This window comes from Cutibacterium granulosum (assembly GCF_900186975.1).
Taxonomy (GTDB): Bacteria; Actinomycetota; Actinomycetes; order Propionibacteriales; family Propionibacteriaceae; genus Cutibacterium; species Cutibacterium granulosum.
In genome coordinates, this window is the sequence record NZ_LT906441.1 from 306,496 (window position 1) to 324,676 (window position 18,181).

Genomic DNA, 18,181 nt, shown 5'->3' on the forward strand with positions numbered 1-18,181 from the left:
CGGCACACAAGAGACCTCACCACCCCCGAGGTATCAAAAATCGCCCACTCGACACCACCCCACCCGCCTCACCACAGGCTCTTGGTGGGAAACCCCAGCGGACAAGGCCCTCCACTGGTCGATTGGTCGACCTGCTCATTCCGCGTGGTGGCAGGGGAAACCCCAACGAGCAAGCTCCCCAGCGCCCCGGAGCCGGGCTTCCCGATCCCGACAGGGCCTCGGCGATGAACGCCGCCAAGCGTCCAGCCCAGCACATCGCCTGGCACCGTGACCTCTGCCTGCAGGGGTCCACGCCAACAAGAACACCCGGCATCGGTTGACCGTCGGGCCCCGTGGCCCCGCAGGGACCCACGAGCATCCGAGACTCTCTCCTGCTCCAGGATCTGCTGCCCCGAGGTCTGCAGGAACAGCACGCACCGCCACATCCGGTCACCAGCGTCAAAAAGCATCGGGTCACATCGTCGCCATGCACAACAGTGACGCCATCCCGGTGGTACCGTCAAAAATGTCTCAACGTGGAGACGACACCGGTCGGGCATCCCACCGTGGCCCACCACCGGCACATCTCACACGCGACCCCACGACCTGACAACATCTGAGGGAGCTGACCATGTATGACAACAGCAGCGCCGCCGAGGCCATGACCATCCGCCTCGACGCCGAATACCCGCCGGACCCCGTCTTCGAGCCGGGCATCCGTCGTGCCCCCTCACGTGGATTCCGGCTCACCGACGAGCAGACCCGCACCGCGCTGCGCAATGCCCTGCGCTATCTGCCTTCAGAACTGCATGAAAAGGCTGCTCCGGAGTTCCTCGAGGAGCTGCGCACCTACGGCCGCATCTACGCCTATCGGTGGCGCCCAGCCGGTCACATCAAGGGCCGTCCCATCGACGAGTACGAAGGCCGGTGCACCGAGGGCAAGGCCTTCCAGGTGCAGATCGACAACAACCTCGACTTCGACGTCGCGCTGTATCCCTACGAACTCGTCACCTATGGCGAAACCGGCAGCGTCTGCCAGAACTGGCTGCAGTACCGACTCATCAAGAAATACCTCGAGCAGCTCACCGAGGACACCACCCTGGTCGTCATGAGCGGTCACCCGCTGGGCCTGTTCCCGTCGCGCCCGGAGGCCCCACGCGTCATCATCACCAATGGGCTCATGGTCGGCCGCTTCGACAACCAGAGGGACTGGGAGATCTGTGAGGAGATGGGAGTCGCCAACTACGGCCAGATGACCGCCGGCGGATGGATGTACATCGGCCCGCAGGGCATCGTCCACGGCACCTTCAACACCATCCTCAACGCCGGGCGCATCCGTCTCGGGATCCCCGCTGACGGTGACCTCTCAGGAGTGCTCTTCGTGTCGTCGGGACTGGGCGGAATGTCCGGGGCCCAACCCAAGGCTGCCGAGATCGCCCACGCCGTCGGAATCATCGCCGAGGTCGACATGTCGCGCATCCAGACCCGTCTCGACCAGGGCTGGGTGGGGCACGTCTCCGAGGACCTCGACGAGGTCTTCGCCCTGGCGCAGAAACACATCGCCGAGCGCACCCCGATCTCCATCGCCTACCACGGCAACATCGTCGACCTGCTGCAGTACGCCGTCGACCACGACATCGACATCCCGCTACTGTCCGACCAGACAAGCTGCCATGCAGCCTATGACGGCGGCTACTGCCCCCAGGGGCTGAGTTTCGAACAACGCACCGAGCTGCTGGCCACCGACCGTGACGAGTACCGCCGCCGGGTCGACGCCACCCTGCGCAAGCACTTCGAGCTGGTGCGCACCCTCACCGAGCGCGGCACGTACTTCTTCGACTACGGCAACGCCTTCATGAACGCCATCTACGAGTCCGGTGTCACCGAGATCGCCAAGGACGGCGACAACCGCAACGGGTTCATCTGGCCCTCCTACGTCGAGGACATCATGGGCCCCGAGCTCTTCGACTACGGCTACGGCCCCTTCCGCTGGGTGTGCCTGTCGGGCCGTCACGAGGACCTCGTCGCCACCGACCAGGCTGCAATGAGCTGCATCGACCCGAATCGCCGCGGTCAGGATCGCGACAACTACATCTGGATTCGGGACGCCGAGGCCAACGACCTCGTCGTCGGCACCCAGGCCCGAATCCTCTACCAGGACGCCAAGGGCCGTAGGGACATCGCGTTGCGGTTCAACGAGATGGTGCGCAACGGCGAGATCGGCCCGGTCATGCTGGGCCGCGACCACCACGACGTGTCCGGCACCGACTCCCCCTTCCGCGAGACCGCGAACATCAAGGACGGTTCCAACGTCATGGCGGACATGGCCACCCAGTGCTTCGCCGGCAATGCAGCACGTGGCATGAGCCTGGTGACCCTGCACAATGGCGGCGGCACGGGAATCGGCAATGCCATCAATGGTGGTTTCGGGCTGGTGCTCGACGGGTCGGAGCGAGTGGACGCCGTCATCCGCAGTGGGTTGCTGTGGGACGTCATGTGCGGGGTGGCGCGACGCGGTTGGGCACGCAACGAGCACTCCGTCGAGACGGCGAGGGCCTTCAACCAGGAGAATCCGCAAGGCCACATCACCCTGCCCTATCTCGTCGACGAGGAGGTCATCGACAAGGTGGTGCCACAGTGAGCCTGGACGTGGTGGAGCTCCTAGCGCAGATTCACGATCTGGGCCGGGCCGAGGACGGTTCCTACTGGCGATTCTCGCTCACCGAGGTCGACACCAGGCTGCGTTCCTGGTTCACCACCACGGCACGCTCGCTGGGGCTCACCCTCACCCGCGACGCCAACGCCAATCTCGTCGCCTGGTGGGGCGAGCCCGGACCGGGAGCGATCCTCACCGGGTCGCACCTGGACTCGGTGCCCGGCGGCGGCGAGTTGGACGGGCCGCTGGGGGTGGCGAGCGCCCTGGCAGCAGTGAACATGCTGCAGGAGACAGGTGTCGAGCCGCGAGTACCTGTGGGTGTCGTCGTGTGGACCGACGAGGAGGGCGGCCGGTTCGACATGCCCTGCCTGGGGTCTCGGTTGGCCAGCGGGCAGTTGGAACCGACTCGGGCCCGAGAGCTGCCGTGTCGTGACGGTGGCACCCTGGCTGAGGCATGGCGTGCGGCCGGCCTGGACCCCGACGAGCTCGGCACCAGCGACTGGGCTCAGCAGGCCGGAGCCATGATCGAACTGCACGTCGAACAGGGTCGGGCGCTGGTGGACATGGGACATCCGTTGGCCGTGGCCAGCGCGGTACGCCCCCACACCCGGCGTCGGGCGACATTCACCGGCGTCAGCGATCATGCTGGCACCACCTTGCTGCCGTTTCGTCACGACCCGACGATCCCCCTGGCGCAGACCATCGTCGCGGCCCGTCGAACGGTGGCCAAGTCCGGTGATCCGCATGCCGTCGCCACCATCGGCCGTACCCAGCTGGAGCCCGGCGGCACCAACGTCATCGCCGGACGCGCCACCTGCTGGCTGGACTGTCGCACCGAGACCGACGAGATGCTCACTTGCGTCGTCGACGCCATCACTGCTGCCTCCCAGCAAGCCGCCGAGGCGGAGGGGTGCCAGGTGAGTTGGCAGCGAGAGTCCCTCACCCCACGCACCGAGTTTGACGCGAGTCTCACCGCACGTGTGCAGAAGGTGCTCGAGGAGACGATCGGGAAGACGCCGATACTGTCCACCGGGGCGGGCCACGACGCCGCCGTGCTGGCCGCCGAGGTGCCCACAGCGATGGTTTTCGTGCGCAATCCCACCGGGTCCTCGCACACCCCCACCGAGTGCGCCACCGACGAGGACTGCCGCGCCGGGGCACGAGGGCTGGCGGCCGTGCTCAAGGACGTGATGCTCAACGGTGTGGCAGCAGGGAATTCCTGTCGAACCGAGGGGCTGGGCACCAACCACGGGTGAGGCGTGTCGAGGATGCCCAGCCGTGGGAGCGCTGCCGGCTGGGCATCAAGCCGGAAGGCAGTCGAGGCGTCATGCAGCATCAAAGCACACCCCTACTCCACATGCTGGGCACCAGGCCAGGACTGACCGATCGAGCCCGGGGTGAGCATGCGTGGACGCAAAACACACCAGCAGGTTCTACTGGGAGAAGACCGGATCACACGGGACCCGGACCCCAAGCAGGAACTCGGTGACGCCACCCGTCATGAATGTTGGGAGCACGGGCACGCATGACGTCCGAATCGCACGTAACGTATTCGTCGTCCTCTCGGAGGGGACGGCCACACGAGGACTGGATCCGTGAAGGAGCTGATCGCATGATCACGTGCCGCAGTGCACTGGTTGATGGCACGTTCCGCCGTGACGTCGCCATCGAGGTCACCGACGGGGTCGTCACGAAAATTTCATCCGCCGAGCAGCCGACGAGCCCGCCTGATGTCGACGGGGTCGTCGTGCCGGGATTCGTCAACACCCATTCCCACCTGTTCCACCGCGCGCTGCGTGGCGGAGCCCACGGCGAGGACTTCTGGAACTGGCGCACGACGATGTACCAGGTCGCCGAACGGCTGGATCCCGACCGCTACCATGAGCTCGCACTCGGGGTGTTCGGTGAGATGTTGGACGCCGGCTACACCAGCGTCGGCGAGTTTCACTACCTGCACCATCGCCCGGCCGGGTCGCGCTACCCACATCACGAGATGGAGCTCGCAGTGGCCGAGGCCGCCCGGCAGGCCGGGATCCGGCTCACCCTGTTGGACACCTGCTACCTGCACGGTGGCTTCGGGCAGCCTCTGGAGGCTGGCCAGAAGCGGTTCGGGGACGGTTCGGTGGAGGCCTGGTTGCAGCGGTGGCACGAGCTGGCCGACGCCCTGCCTGCCGATCCGCGAGTGCGACTGGGGGCGGCCCTGCACTCGGTGCGTGCCGTGGCCCCCGACGAGCTGCACCACGCCATTGCAGGCCTGCCCGCCGATGTGCCGGTGCACGTGCACGTCTCGGAACAGCCAGCCGAGAACCGGGCCTGCCAGGAGGCGACCGGGCTCACGCCGACCACCGTACTGGAGCGGGCCGGGGTGCTCTCGGCTCGCACCACCGTCGTCCACGCCACTCACCTGTCCGACGAAGATCTCGCCATGATCGCCCGCACCGGCACCACGGTGTCGCTGTGCCCCACCACCGAGGCCGATCTGGCCGACGGCATCCCCCGCACCGCCGATCTCGTGGCCGCCGGGGTGCCGTTGGCGATTGGTTCGGATGAGAACGTCGTCACTGATCCATTCGCCGAGTTGTGCATGATCGAGTCTGGGGTCCGACTGAGCAGCGGTCGGCGTGGCGTGGTGAGCAATGAGCGGTTGTGGGGCAGCGGCGCACAGGTGCACAGTGTGCTGCCCGAGCTGGCAGCAGTCGACCCACAACGCCCCGGGCTACGGGTGGGCGATCCGGCCGACATGGTGGCGATCTCCCCCGACTCGGCTCGACTGGCCGGGGTGGACCCGCTGCGTTGGCCACTCACCGCGTCCGAGGCTGACGTCACTGCGACGATCGTCGCCGGGCAGCGGGTGCCCTCGCACTCCCCCGCAACGCTGCGCAGCGCACTGCACACCCTGTTCAAGGAGGATTCGTGAGCACCCTCATCACCGGAATCGGCACCCTCGTCACCAATGACCCGCACGTGCAGGACGGTTGCGATGATGGTCACCCTGGCCCCGGAGTGGACGAGGCCTCCACTGCGGCTCCGGCCGGCCCGGCATCGCGCAGCGGGCGCACCGTCTCACACGACACCGACCCGCTAGGTCAACTGCACGGCGCGGCGGTCGTCATCGAGGAGGGGCGAATCGCCTGGGTGGGGCCTGCCGATCATGCTCCGGCTGCCGATGACGCCGTCGATCTGGGCGGGCAGACCCTCATCCCGGGGTTCGTCGACTCCCACACCCACCCGGTGTTCGCCGGGGACCGGGCCGACGAGTTCGACGCCCGCATGAACGGTGAGAAGTACGACGGTGGCGGGATCAGGCGCACCATGGCGGCCACCCGGGCTGCCAGCGACGCGGATCTGCACGCCATGGTCACCGCCGTGGTGAACGAGATGCTCCGGCAGGGCACGACGACGGTGGAGGGCAAGACCGGCTACGGTCTGGACGTCGACACGGAGGTGCGGATGGCACGCATTCTCGCCGAGACCGTCGACGAGGTGACATTCCTGGGTGCCCACACCGTGCCCCCGGAACACAGCGCCAACGAGTACGTCGATCTGGTCCGCGGGCCCATGTTGGATGCGGTACGTGAGCACGTCTCGTGGATCGACGTGTTCTGCGAGAAGGGCGCCTTCGACGCCGAGCAGTCCCTGCAGGTGCTGCGGACTGGCAAACGGGCTGGGCTCGGGATGCGGTTGCACGCTGCCCAGCTCAATCCGTCGTCGATCATTGCTGACGCCGTGGAACTCGGGGTGGCCTCGATCGACCACTGCACCTTCCTCTCCGACACGGACGTCTCGGCCATCGCCGATTCACACACCGTGGCGACCGTGCTGCCCGCGGCCGAGTTCAGCACTCGTCAGCCCTACCCGGATGCGAGCCGGTTGCTGAGGGCCGGGGCGACGGTGGCACTGGCCACCGACTGCAACCCGGGGACGGCGTTCACCTCGTCGATGCCGTTCTGCCTGGCGGTCGCGGTGCGCGAGATGTCCATGACCCCCGAGCAGGCCCTGTGGTCGGCCACTGCCGGTGGCGCGGCAGCGCTGCGCCGTGGCGATGTGGGCGTGGTGCGACCGGGGGCCCGTGCCGATCTGGTGTCCGTGGCCGCACCCAGTTGGCTGCACCTGTTCTACCGCCCCGGGGTACCACTCATCAGCCAGGTGTGGCGGCGAGGTGTGTGCCATCAGATGGGGGCGGTCCCGCTCCCGTTCTGAATCGCTGGGCGCTGGAGGAGGGTCCCTCCTCCAGCGCCCAGTCATCGACATGATCGGGTGCCAGGGCTTTCATCATCTGATTCCGTCTGGTTCCGCGGCGCAAGACCTCATCGGCGCGGATGCCTCACCGGAACGCCCCATGCCCACCACACGCTGCAGCTACTGCACCCGCTCCTGCTGACATTTTTGTCACCACGCAGCCGGTGGCCGCACGACAGTGATCCGCCCCAGCCTCGCGTGACACTTTTGTCACCACCCCAACCACAACCGCACAGGGGAAGCCACCCGCACCTCTACCTGACATTTTTCAACGGCCAGCTCAACATCCCCGTCCTCACCAGGCCCTGGCTCACGACAATTTTGTCGCCACAAGGCCTGTGGCTGCACCACAGTGATGACTCCCAGCCTCGCGCGACTTTTCTCACAACCACAGAGAGGGGGCCGCCCCTTAGCCTCATGTGCGCGCCCGGATCCGATCTGACGATTTTTGCCACCCTCACATCGACACCAGCACCACGGTGATCCTCCCCAGCTCCACGTGACATTTTTGTCACCCCAACCACTCGCTCGACGAAACAGCCACCTCGACCGCCCCTCGTCGGTTACCGTCAATTCGTGTCACCAGGCTCGCCAGTGTTGGCGTGCCATCACCCAGGAGGTTCTCATGCCCGTTCTCATCGGACCCGATCTCACCTTCGCCGATGTCATTGCCGTCGCACGCCACGACGAGCCGGTCGAGGTGAGTGAGCAGGCCTTGACCGCTGTCGACCGAGCTGCCGACCACGTCGCCCAATTGGCGGATGACGTCGTCCCGCACTATGGGATATCCACCGGATTCGGAGCCCTAGCCTCCAAGCGAGTGCCAGTGGAGCAGCGGGCCATCCTGCAACACTCCCTCATCCGTTCCCATGCGGCCTCCACCGGCGCCGAGGTGGAGCGTGAAGTTATCCGTGCCATGATGCTGCTGCGTCTCAAGACGATGGCTTCGGGCCACACCGGGGTACGCCGCGAGGTGGTGTTGGGCTACGCAGCGATGCTCAACGCCGGAATCACCCCCATCACGGGCGAGTATGGATCGCTGGGCTGCTCGGGTGATCTGGCACCCTTGGCCCACGCCGCCCTGGCCCTCACCGGCGAGGGAATCGTGCGAGACAAGGCCGGTACCCAGATGCCAGCCGCCGAAGCCCTGGCAGCGGCCGGCCTCGAGCCAATCACCCTGCGTGAGAAGGAGGGGTTGGCTCTCATCAACGGCACCGACGGCATGCTCGGTCAGCTCATCCTGGCTCTGACAGACCTCAACACCCTGGTGACGACGGCCGACCTCACCACCGCCATGACGGTGCAGGCGCTGTGCGGCATCGACGCGGTCTTCGCCCCCGATCTGCAGGCACTGCGCCCACACGAGGGGCAGAAACTGTCGGCAGCCAACATCGCCGCGCTGCTCAAGGACTCACCTCTCATCCAGGCTGGCAAGAGTGAGGAGTCCAAGCGAGTGCAGGACGCGTACTCGCTGCGCTGCGCCCCGCAGGTCACCGGCGCGGTGCGTGACACCATGGCGCACGCCGCCCACGTGGCACAGGTGGAGCTCGTCTCGGCCATCGACAACCCGACTGTCACCGACGACCTTCGGGTGGAGTCCAACGGCAACTTCCATGGCGCCCCGGTGGCCTATGTGCTGGACTTCCTGGCGATCGCGGTGGCGGATCTGGCGTCCATGAGTGAGCGCCGCACCGACCGAATGCTTGACCCGGCCCGCAGCCGTGGTCTCAACGCCTTCCTGGCCAACGACCCGGGCGTCGACTCGGGCTACATGATCGCCCAGTACACCCAGGCGTCGATCGTCTCGGAACTCAAGCGACTCGCGGTGCCCGCCTCGGCCGATTCCATCCCCACGTCCGCCATGCAGGAGGACCACGTCTCGCTGGGGTGGTCGGCGGCACGCAAGCTGCGTCGTGCGGTGGATGGCCTGGGCAAGGTGCTGGGTGTCGAGGCGCTCACAGCGGCTCGAGCCATCGACATGCGTGGTATCGGAGCCTCCGAACCGGTTGCTCGGGTCATCAAGCTCATGCGTGAGTCCCTGCCCGAACCCGGACCAGACTCATTCCTGGCCCCGGACATCGCCGAGGCGGATCGTCTGGTGGCCAGCGGCAAGCTGGTCGCAGCAGCTCTGGAGTCCGTCGAACTGAACTGATCTGTGTGCGGTCCGAGACACGGGCTGCCAGAAGGCACAGTGACTGTCACCATCGATTCGATCGACGAGGTTGCCGGCGCTGACGAGCCCCGGCAACTGCAGCACACCATCTGACAGCCACTTCCACGTGGTCCGAATGACACCGCGTCCAGGCCGCCAGACGGCTAGCTGTGGCCGCTTCCGGGGACGAGCTTGGCAGCCGCGATACGCAATTCGGGTAACCATCTCTGAAGGTCCGGGGGCAACACCGGGCTCAGACTGCCGACCGGCGTCCGGCCACTGCCCGACATTCGATCCGGCCCGGGAATCCCGTGGATCATCACAAGGTTGGTGCCCATCGCCCAGATGGGGCATCGCCCGCACCAGCCGATGGCACCAGCCTGGCCAGGGCGGGCCGCTGTTCATGCAGCAGGCGGGGTTGCGCCGGGCAATGCAGCCGAGCCGCGCCCACCAGACTCCCCCTGCAGCCAGGCCCATCCGTCACACCGCGAGCCGCTGCGCCTCCACCCGCTTGCGCCACATCATGGCGAGGCTGGTGGGGGCAGCCATGATGACGAACGAGAACCACGCCGCCGTCAACCCACCACCGGCAGAGACGATGATCCACGCGATGACGACGACCGTCCAGTTGGATATCGCCTCGACGATGAGCGGGCTCATCGGGGCACGCATGGCACGCAACGCACCGGAGTTCTGGATGGTGAACGCCCAGAACGGCTGGGCAAGCATCATCACCGGTAGGGTGCGCACGGCAATGTCGACGACGACCGGGTCGGTGGTGAAGACGTGAACCAGCGGCTTGGCGAAGATCGCCACGAGGACGCCTAGCATGACGGCAACCCCGAAGGCCCACCGCTCGGTACGCCCTGCCACCTGACGAGCCAGCGCCGGGCGTCCGGCACCCAAGGCCTGCCCGACCAAGGTAGTCGTGGCGATCATGAGGGCCAGGGCCGGGAGGAAGACGAGGCCTTGCACGCTCATCTGCACCCGCTGGGCAGCCATGGAGGCGGTACCCAGCCGCGAGACGACCATGGTGAACACCAGCCACGCCGTGGAGATGACGAGCTGCTCCCCGGCTGCGGGCAGCCCCAGGTGCAAGACGGCCTTGGCAGCGTCCCAGCGCGGTTTCCAGGACACGAGGATGGTGCCCACCGGACGGCTGAGGCTCACCCCGGCTCGACCACGGGCCATGAGCCACACCAGCACGACGAGGGCCAGGGTGCGCGAGATCGCCGAGGCGATGGCGGCCCCGGTGACGCCGAGCTCGGGAGCTCCCCAGTGTCCGTGGATGAGCACGAATGCAAGCGTCATGTTGACGACGTTGGCACCGATCGTCACGTACATCGGGGTGCGGGCATCACCAGCACCGCGCAGCACCCCACTGGACATCATGAGCATGGCGAGCACCGGCACGGCTCCCAGCGAGACCGACAGGTAGCTGGCCGTCATGGCCGTGGCGTCGGGTGGCAGACCGAAAATTCCCGCCAGGCCGGGGGCGAGGATCACTCCCATGACTGCCATCGGGGTGAAGATGATGAAACTCCACATGAGTGCCTGCCGGGCCAGCCGGGTGCCCTCGGCCGGATTGTCGGCACCCACCGCGTGGGCGACGAGGATGGAGCCGCCGGTGGACAGCCCAGCCAGCGCCGAGAGCACGATCTGCATGATCTGGATCGCGGCACCAGCACCGGCCAGGGCCGCCGCCCCCAGCGCCGCCACCAGAATGGTGTTGACGATGTCCAGGCTCATCTCGAGCAGGTTCTCCCCGAAGATCGGCAGGCTCAGGAAGATGATGCGCCTGCGCAACGCCCTGGGGTCGGCCAGGGCGCGGGCCTTGACGACCTGGGGGTCGGGGGAACTGGTGTCGTCGACGCCTGGGGGCAGCAGCGGCTCGTTGAGAGGTTTCTTCTCGATCATGGCTCCAGGGGCAGGGCTCGGGGGAAAAGGCTCAGCGGACGATGTCGCCGTGGACCAGTTTGATGAGCCGATCCAGCACGCCTCCGCCGGAGGCGTTGGATCCGTTGTGCTCGTACTGGCTGGTCACCCACGGGTGCATCCCGGGCAACAACGCCGCGGTCTGCAGGGAGTATTCCCGTGGTACGTAGGCGTCGTCATGGTAGATCGCAGCGGCGCACGGCACCTGGCTGGCGGCCAGGGCGTCAGCGTCGTACAACGTGGGCCAGGGGTGCTCGGCGATGATCTGGGCGACGTCCTTCCACGGCTGCAACGAGGAGTCCTCGTCGAACCATTCGGGCATGACGTGTTCGCCGGTGAGCAGGGTGGGATCGTCATGGAAGGCCTGCGGTAGGCAGCGGGCAGCAGCCCAGTTCGTCGTGACGCCGTCGGCATAGGAGGATTCGTGGATGACGGTGTAGAGCACGTTGCGTCCGCCGAACGGCAGCAGGTCTGCCAGGTCGTAGCGGAAGCAGCGGCTGGTGGGTTCGTACTCCAGCAGGTAGTGCAGTTTCTCGGCCCCACCGGATCCACCGAGCAGGTGGCCCAGGGAGCGCACTCGTGACGGGCTCACCGGGTCGCCGTTGGGGGCGCGCAGCTCGCCGCTGGCGGCAAGGTCGAGGACGGCGCGCATCCGGCCCCGGTCGCCGGGGAAGCGCCGGTAGTACTGCTCGGACTTGGCCTGCATGGTGTGGTAGCAGGTGGTGTAGACCTCGTCGGCGCTGCATCCGACGGCCGATAGCCCACCGGTGAAGTAGCCAGCCAGTAGGGATGACGAGTGCACCGAGAGGTAACGCAGCATGGTGAACCCACCGAATGACTGGCCGAGTGCTGCCCACTGCTCGACTCCCAGGTGGCGGCGCAGGTCTTCACAGTCCTCGACGATCTCGTCGGCTCGCAGGTGGGTGAGGTACTCGGCCTGGTCGGCTGCCGAACCGACCGGTTCGCTCACTGGCGACGACAGCCCGGTGCCGCGCTGGTCGAGCAGGACGAGGCGGTAGTCGTCCAAGGCGCGACGCAGCCAGCCGGGAAATCCGGGGTCGACGAGGGCGGGGCGTGGCGACTCACAGCCTGGCCCGCCCTGCAGGAAGACGAGCCACGGTTTGTCCTGGTTGCACCGAGTGGAGACCAGTCGGGCGTAGATCTCGATGGTGCGAGGGTCGGAGTCGTCGAAGTGGTCGAGGGGGACGGTCAGCCGCACGTCGTCGGTCAGCAGGCCGGGGATGCTCGTATCGCTCATGGCTCGACTCTAGTTGTTTGCGTCGGACGGCGAGGGGACGGCCATTTCCCGATATCTGCGTGGGAATCGTGACCGTCGTGGAAATCATGCTGTCCCGGTGTGGGGGCCGACGAGTTCGGACGCCGCCGCACTGTTGCCGCACCATGTGGGTTCGTCAGTGGTGTCCCGCAGCACACCTCCGACCTCAACCCGGGATCGCATCAATGCAGGAGCGAGACTGGCTCCGCACGACATGGGAAAAGGGCCGCACCCATGCGGATGCGACCCCGGCAATCGGTAGGTCTCAGAACGATCTGGTCATTCTGATTCCACTACCCCGGATAAATCAGAAACCGGTGGCAGGCAGGCCTTTCCCCTTGGCAACAGGCGCTGCACCTTCGCCCGCACCAGCCTGGTCGTCGTGCGACACCTCGGCCCCGCCTCCGAACGAGGTCTTGAGGTTGAGTTCTGGAAGCTTGAAGTCTTTCTCGCGATGGGCGTTTCCATCCAATTCCAAATGGGACTTTCCACTGAAATGAAGATGCTTCAGGGGGTGACCATCAAAAAGTGGGAGCCCCTTGAGGTGCAGACCGTCACCCCGCCCCACGTGGGAGTCCCCGTCCAGGTGAAGGTGCCTGAGACGGAAGTCCTTCGTACGGTGCAGGCCGCGCACCGTGACACGCTTGTCGTAGTGCACCGACGTGTGGAGGGTACCGTCGCCCCGGTCCACGGCGCAGTCGCCGGTGAAGTCGATGACGAGGTCATAGTGCTTGCCGGGGGTCAGTCGGGCGAGGCTCACGTCCACCGATCCCTTGCCGGTCTCGTTGATCCGGGCATCCCCCCAAGCCACGGCCCGGGGGTCGTGGCCCTTGTCGGGATTCGTCCCCGCCGGAACGATCTGCCAGGCCACGGAGCCGCTGAACACACGCTTGACGCTTCGGTCGCCCTTGTTGGGCGAGAGGAGGTCGTAGTTCACCTGCACGGTGAGGTTGGACCGATCCACCTTGACGTCCCTGCCCGCCTGGAAGTCGCCGCCACCCACCGAGAGGGAGACGTTGACGTCGCCATCGGCAACCTCACCGTCCTCTGAGTCATCGGTGCCATGCCCGGCACCAGTGACGTCGTCGTTGCCGGCCGGCAGATCGGACGATGTGTTGCTGCTGGGGGGCTTGATGGTGGTGGACGATTCGCTGTAGGGGAACAGCTCGGTGGTGCGCTCGGCGCTGGGCGACTCGCCAAGCGGCAGCAACGGTGTGGTGCTCTCGGCCTCGGGCGAAGCGGACACGGATGTGGTGGTCGCGGGCTCCGGGCCCTCATCGGCGCTGGCTACGGCCGCGCACGACAGTGAACCGAGCAGGGAGAGGGACAGTGCAGTCGCCACTCCCACACTTCTGCGCGCCTTGAGCTGCTTCATACGAAATCCTTCCACGGGTTCAGGGGGATCGAACACCCCTGTCAGACATTCAAGCTCGCTGCCGGTGCGTCTGCAACTGTATCGGGCTCCCCGCCCATACCGAGCTGCTCGGCGACGTGATCCACATCCTTGTCCCCACGCCCGGAAAGATTGACCACCAGATAGGAGTCACGCGGCATCGTCGGAGCCATGGCCATCGCATGAGCAACGGCGTGTGCCGACTCCAGAGCCGGGATGATCCCCTCGGTACGGCTGAGGTGGAGGAAGGCGTCGAGCACCTGGTCGTCGGTGATCCCCACGTACTCGACTCGCCCGACCTGGTCGAAATAGGCATGCTGCGGTCCCACGCCGGGGTAGTCCAACCCGGAGGCGATCGAGTGGACGGCGTCCGGCTCGCCCTGGTCGTCGACGAGCACCTTGGTGCGCATACCGTGCAGGACGGCGTCGGCACCCTTGGCGATGCTCATGGCGTGCTCACCGCGCTGCTGGCCGCGTCCGGCCGGCTCGACGCCAATGAGTCGCACGTCCGCGTCGTCCAGAAAGGCGGTGAAGGCACCCATGGCGTTCGAGCCGCCGCCCACACAGGCGACGACTGCAGCCGGGAGCGCCCCGCGGGCAGCAAGCAGTTGGGCGCGCGCCTCGCGTCCGATGACCGTCTGGAAGTCGCGCACCATCGATGGGAATGGATGCGGGCCGACGACCGAGCCGATGGCGTACAGGTGGTCATCGCAGTTGCGGGCATAGACCTCGAATGCGGAGTCGACAGCCTCCTTGAGGGAGCGCCCGCCGGTCTCCACGGCGACGACCTTGGCCCCCAGCATCTTCATGCGCACGACATTGGGGTGCTGCTTGGCGACGTCGATGGCACCCATGTGAATCTCGCATTTCAGCCCGAGCAGCGCGGCTGCGGTGGCCAGTGCGACGCCGTGCTGACCCGCACCGGTCTCGGCGATGACGGTCGACTTGCCCATGCGCTTGGCGAGCAGGGCCTCTCCGAGGCAGTGGTTGATCTTGTGGGAGCCGGTGTGGTTGAGGTCCTCACGCTTGAGGACGATCCGTGCCCCACCGAGCTCCTGGGAGAGTCGGTCGGCGAAGGTGAGGGATGACGGACGTCCGACGAACTCACGCAGCAGACGCAGGTACTCGGCGTAGAACTCGGGGTCGTTGCGGGCCTCGTCATATGCCTGGGCCACCTCGGCCATCGGCCTCTCCAGGGCAGCGGGCAGAACACTGCCGCCATAGCCACCGAAGACTCCGTCGGCGGGCAGCGTGAGGTGTGGGGTGGTGACGACGTCGCAGGCCTCGGCGATGGTGCGCGGGACGGCGTCGGTCACCGGTGCGGTGTCACAGGCATTGGCGGTGTCGATGGTGGTCATGGGGGTCTCCTCGGAAAATGGGTCCGGGGGCCCGCAGACACAGGTCGAGCCGCCCGGAATGGGGCGGCTCGGTACTTTTCTCAGTGCACGACAAGATCCGCCCTCAGGCGGACCACCACTGCCGTGCATTGAACTTCATGGCTGAAACCATAACCTGTGTCTGTCGAAACGGAAACCCCTGATCCACATGGTGAGACGCCTGCTCTCTCGGTCTGCATGCTGGCTCCCCGATCCGCATCTTCTGAGGAGCTGCCTACGACGACCCGATCAGAACTCCCGAGTGCCCAGAACCACGGCTCCCGTTGCCCAGGATTGCACAAAAACCACTCCTGCCACTGTGCCCGGGCAATTGCCTGGACGTGGCCATCCCCGGGTGCTGGCACTGGCAAACCGATGGGTACTCGATCCCCACTCGCGGCGCTACGGACCCGTTGCGTCCAGTACCGTGCGGATCCCCAGCTGCTGGCCTGCGCGGGAGGGATCCGCCTGGAACAGTGCTCAGCCCTTCGCCGGACCGTCGCTGTTGATCGTGATGTCCCAGTTGGAGGCGTCGCGCACATAGGCACGGTCCTCGTAGTCGACCTCGCCCCTGGAGTCATCCGGCGCATCACCGTCGTCCTCGGTCTGCTCGCCCACGGACCGTTCACCCTGATCGGCATCAGGCTCAGGTGCGTCGACGGTGTCGAGCTCATGCACCTTGCCGTCAGCGTCCTGCCAGCAGACGACCTCACGACGCACCGGCAGCTGAACTGGCACCTGCACCGTCACCATCTCGGTGACGACGTACTTGCGCAGCTGTGCCTCGGCCGGGAGCCCGAGCACCGCACGCTGCGCGGCCTCCACCGATGAATCAGCCTGGCCGTCCTGCTGCTCAGTGCTGGCGAGCTGCTCATCGTGGGATTCGGTCTCGTCCTCATCGGTGTCCTCGGGCTCATCGTCGTCAGCAGCCCCGGACGTGGCCGACGGTACGGTACCCGGCACGACGAAATCGTACGGGGTGAACACCCGCGGCGGAACCTCATCGGCCTCGTCCTTTGAGCTCTGCGCGGGAGGCTCCTCGTCGACGCTGTTGAAGGGCTGCTCAGCGTCCGGGCCGTCCTCGTCGTGGCCGGTCTGGTGCGCCTCACTGGACGTGTCGACCCCATTGTGTGGTTCATCGGAATCGCCCTGCAGCAGGCCGTAGTGACGCCGGATCTCCTCCTCCGACGAGGGGCTGAGGTCCTCGTCGGTGTGCGCCACCGGTGCAGCCATCATGAGCTGCCTGTCGTAGGGCATGCTCACCGTCTCCTCGACGTACCGGCCCTCGTGGGCTGGGACGAAGTGCTGCTCACCAGACTCGTTGATGACGGTGATGAAAGTTGCCGCCCCAGTGGAGTCGCCGGCAAAAATCTGCTCGACGGTGCCCACCTTGACCCCAGCACTGTCGACAACGTCAGCATCGAACAGCTCACGGAGATTCCCCGGATCCATGGCACTGATGTCCATGCGCATTCCTCTCGTCGGGCCTGGTTCGGCCGCTCAACCGACAGTTTTCGTCTTCACTGTGTCACGTCAACCCCCATGACGGCGATCTAGCGCGCCGAAAAAAGTCAACATCGCTGCACAATCGTCACTCCGGTGCCCTCGCTGTCGACCTGGCGACATTTTTCGCACACCCCGGCGATGTCAGGATGGCCCGGCCCGATGCCCGGAGCTCGACTCGATACCAGGGCGGGATTCGATACCAGGACGAGACCCAATGCCCGGAGCCCGACCTCGAGCCAAGATGAGACCCAACCGGGTGGCTGGAGGGGGCCCGACCGGGTCGCCGACTGGGGCTCGCCCCGTGATTCCTGCTGGGGCCCGCCCTGATTCTGATGAGGGTTCTGAATGAGTTCCGCCGGAAGAGGATGGGGTCTGACGGATGATGGGTTCCGACAGGATCATCAGCACGGTGACCCGACGTCTGCCCACCTGTGAAAAATCGTCACCCCGCCCATGGGTGCCGCAAAAATGCTCACGCCAAAGCTCACGGGAGGTGACTACTCACGGAAGGGGTGCCGGATGGCCCCAACGGACGCACCTTGACCACTGATGGCCCCAACGGATACACCCTGAGCACGGATGGCCCACCGGATGTTCCTTGAGCAGTGCTTGTCGAGAGTTCCTTCCGGCGATGGACACGCCGTCATGACAGCAGATCTCGAGCCCATTCTGAATCGTGATCCGCCGACATCCCGGCACAGATCACCCGGCAGACGTGAGTGTTGGGCAGATACCGGTAGAATGGCGATGTGATCTTCAAACGAGTTGGTGACAGGCGCCCCTACCCGGACCATGGCTACACCCAGAAGCAGTGGTCCGAGATCCCGCCGGTGCAGGTGCGACTCGACCAGCTGACCACGACCAAGAGCACCTTGGACCTCGACAACCTGCTCGAGGAGGATTCCACCTTCTACGGCGATCTCTTCGCACATGTCGTCTCGTGGCGCGGTGAGCTCTACTTGGAGGATGGCCTGCACCGCGCACTGCGCGCCGCCCTGCAGCAGCGTCAGACCCTGCACGCACGCATTCTCGACCTGGACTGATCCGCGCCCATGAGCTCGAGAGCCCGTCACGTCCTGCACCTGGTGGCAACCCCCATCACATTGCTCATCCTCGTCGCCATCCTTCTGGTGGCCGCCAAACTGGGCATACGAGCACTCACCGCTCCCCCACCCAGCGCGAAGATTCCGCCGTGCGTGTCCACCGACGTCGGCGGCACCCTCAAGTCCTCCGACATCGTCGTGTCCGTGTTCAATGGAAGCCACGAACGCGGCCTGGCCGGCAAGGTGAGCAAGCAACTCACCCAGAAGGGTTTTCAGGAGGGTGAGGTCAGCAACACCGACGAGCGCATCAAGCAGACGATCATCGTCGGGCACTCCAAGGACGATCCACAGGTGAAGCTCATCGCGGCGTTCTTCCCCAAGGCGATGTTCCGCGCCGATCCTGATCGCCCCGACCATGCCGTGCGAGTCCTCGTCGGCAGCGAATTCGGCGGATTCAACGCCAAGGCAGCCACCTCGATCCCGGTGAGCGGCCCAGTATGCCTGCCTCCAGCCGAGGGCCTCGCCTCACCCAGCGCCACTCCTTCCGAGGAAGGCTGAACGAGCCTCCCATCCCGCACCCAGCTTGATCCTGCACAGCTCACGGGGAGCTTGCCGCCGCCGATCGC

General features: G+C 66.2%; 12 protein-coding genes and 1 pseudogene. 8 read left to right on the forward strand and 5 right to left on the reverse strand.

The features are described 5' to 3' along the window. Nucleotides 1-122: 122 nt before the first annotated feature. The 6 genes and pseudogenes from CKV91_RS09305 (at nucleotide 123) to hutH (ending at nucleotide 9,026) form a co-directional block, all read left to right on the forward strand. Nucleotides 123-320 (forward strand): hypothetical protein, encoded by a 198-nt coding sequence (locus tag CKV91_RS09305; protein ID WP_155944866.1) that lies wholly within the window; start codon nucleotides 123-125, stop codon nucleotides 318-320. A 290-nt stretch (nucleotides 321-610) separates the two neighbouring features. After that, nucleotides 611-2,620, forward strand: a complete 2,010-nt coding sequence (locus tag CKV91_RS01450) for a urocanate hydratase (protein ID WP_095140914.1) — start codon at nucleotides 611-613, stop codon at nucleotides 2,618-2,620. Further along, nucleotides 2,617-3,828: pseudogene (locus CKV91_RS01455) on the forward strand (allantoate amidohydrolase); the annotation flags it as partial. The gene CKV91_RS01450 and the pseudogene CKV91_RS01455, both read left to right, overlap by 4 nt. 419 nt (nucleotides 3,829-4,247) lie before the next feature. Further along, nucleotides 4,248-5,552: a formimidoylglutamate deiminase gene (locus CKV91_RS01460; RefSeq protein ID WP_065860978.1), complete on the forward strand. Its 1,305-nt coding sequence runs from the start codon at nucleotides 4,248-4,250 to the stop codon at nucleotides 5,550-5,552. Next, a complete protein-coding gene (gene hutI / locus CKV91_RS01465; protein ID WP_411791900.1) occupies nucleotides 5,549-6,835 on the forward strand; it encodes an imidazolonepropionase in 1,287 nt (428 codons plus the stop codon). Before CKV91_RS01460 ends, hutI begins: the two co-directional genes overlap by 4 nt. 664 nt (nucleotides 6,836-7,499) lie before the next feature. Beyond that, nucleotides 7,500-9,026, forward strand: a complete 1,527-nt coding sequence (hutH, locus tag CKV91_RS01470) for a histidine ammonia-lyase (protein WP_065860979.1) — start codon at nucleotides 7,500-7,502, stop codon at nucleotides 9,024-9,026. A 480-nt stretch (nucleotides 9,027-9,506) separates the two neighbouring features. On the opposite strand, the gene CKV91_RS01475 is transcribed toward hutH, so the two are convergent. The 5 genes from CKV91_RS01475 to CKV91_RS01495 all read right to left on the reverse strand — a co-directional run bounded on the left by CKV91_RS01475 (nucleotide 9,507) and on the right by CKV91_RS01495 (nucleotide 16,473). Further along, the gene (locus tag CKV91_RS01475; protein WP_065860980.1) at nucleotides 9,507-10,943 is read right to left on the reverse strand and encodes an MATE family efflux transporter; all 1,437 of its coding nucleotides are present in this window, start codon (nucleotides 10,941-10,943) and stop codon (nucleotides 9,507-9,509) included. 31 nt (nucleotides 10,944-10,974) lie between these two features. After that, nucleotides 10,975-12,219 (reverse strand): alpha/beta fold hydrolase, encoded by a 1,245-nt coding sequence (locus tag CKV91_RS01480; RefSeq protein ID WP_065860981.1) that lies wholly within the window; start codon nucleotides 12,217-12,219, stop codon nucleotides 10,975-10,977. Nucleotides 12,220-12,544: 325 nt separating this feature from the next. Continuing rightward, nucleotides 12,545-13,612, reverse strand: coding sequence for a hypothetical protein (locus CKV91_RS01485; protein ID WP_065860982.1), 1,068 nt, complete (start codon nucleotides 13,610-13,612; stop codon nucleotides 12,545-12,547). Nucleotides 13,613-13,653: 41 nt separating this feature from the next. Next, on the reverse strand, nucleotides 13,654-14,988 hold the full coding sequence (gene trpB / locus CKV91_RS01490) for a tryptophan synthase subunit beta (protein WP_021105189.1): 1,335 nt from the start codon (nucleotides 14,986-14,988) through the stop codon (nucleotides 13,654-13,656). A gap of 498 nt (nucleotides 14,989-15,486) precedes the next feature. Further along, the gene (locus CKV91_RS01495; protein WP_065860983.1) at nucleotides 15,487-16,473 is read right to left on the reverse strand and encodes a hypothetical protein; all 987 of its coding nucleotides are present in this window, start codon (nucleotides 16,471-16,473) and stop codon (nucleotides 15,487-15,489) included. Nucleotides 16,474-17,261: 788 nt separating this feature from the next. Between CKV91_RS01495 and CKV91_RS01500 the strand changes: the two genes are divergently transcribed. Further along, a complete protein-coding gene (locus CKV91_RS01500; RefSeq protein ID WP_021105191.1) occupies nucleotides 17,262-17,555 on the forward strand; it encodes a type II toxin-antitoxin system VapB family antitoxin in 294 nt (97 codons plus the stop codon). A gap of 42 nt (nucleotides 17,556-17,597) precedes the next feature. Further along, on the forward strand, nucleotides 17,598-18,113 hold the full coding sequence (locus CKV91_RS01505; protein ID WP_157738702.1) for a LytR C-terminal domain-containing protein: 516 nt from the start codon (nucleotides 17,598-17,600) through the stop codon (nucleotides 18,111-18,113). Nucleotides 18,114-18,181: the final 68 nt, after the last annotated feature.

Bases quoted from the DNA above. Each gene is read 5' to 3' on its own strand.
- CKV91_RS01460 (WP_065860978.1), top strand. From the start codon at position 4,248: ATGATCACGTGCCGCAGTGCACTGGTTGATGGCACGTTCCGCCGTGAC.
- CKV91_RS01495 (WP_065860983.1), bottom strand. From the start codon at position 16,473: ATGGACATCAGTGCCATGGATCCGGGGAATCTCCGTGAGCTGTTCGAT.
- hutH (WP_065860979.1), top strand. From the start codon at position 7,500: ATGCCCGTTCTCATCGGACCCGATCTCACCTTCGCCGATGTCATTGCC.
- CKV91_RS01475 (WP_065860980.1), bottom strand. From the start codon at position 10,943: ATGATCGAGAAGAAACCTCTCAACGAGCCGCTGCTGCCCCCAGGCGTC.
- CKV91_RS01450 (WP_095140914.1), top strand. From the start codon at position 611: ATGTATGACAACAGCAGCGCCGCCGAGGCCATGACCATCCGCCTCGAC.
- CKV91_RS01485 (WP_065860982.1), bottom strand. From the start codon at position 13,612: ATGAAGCAGCTCAAGGCGCGCAGAAGTGTGGGAGTGGCGACTGCACTG.
- CKV91_RS01480 (WP_065860981.1), bottom strand. From the start codon at position 12,219: ATGAGCGATACGAGCATCCCCGGCCTGCTGACCGACGACGTGCGGCTG.
- trpB (WP_021105189.1), bottom strand. From the start codon at position 14,988: ATGACCACCATCGACACCGCCAATGCCTGTGACACCGCACCGGTGACC.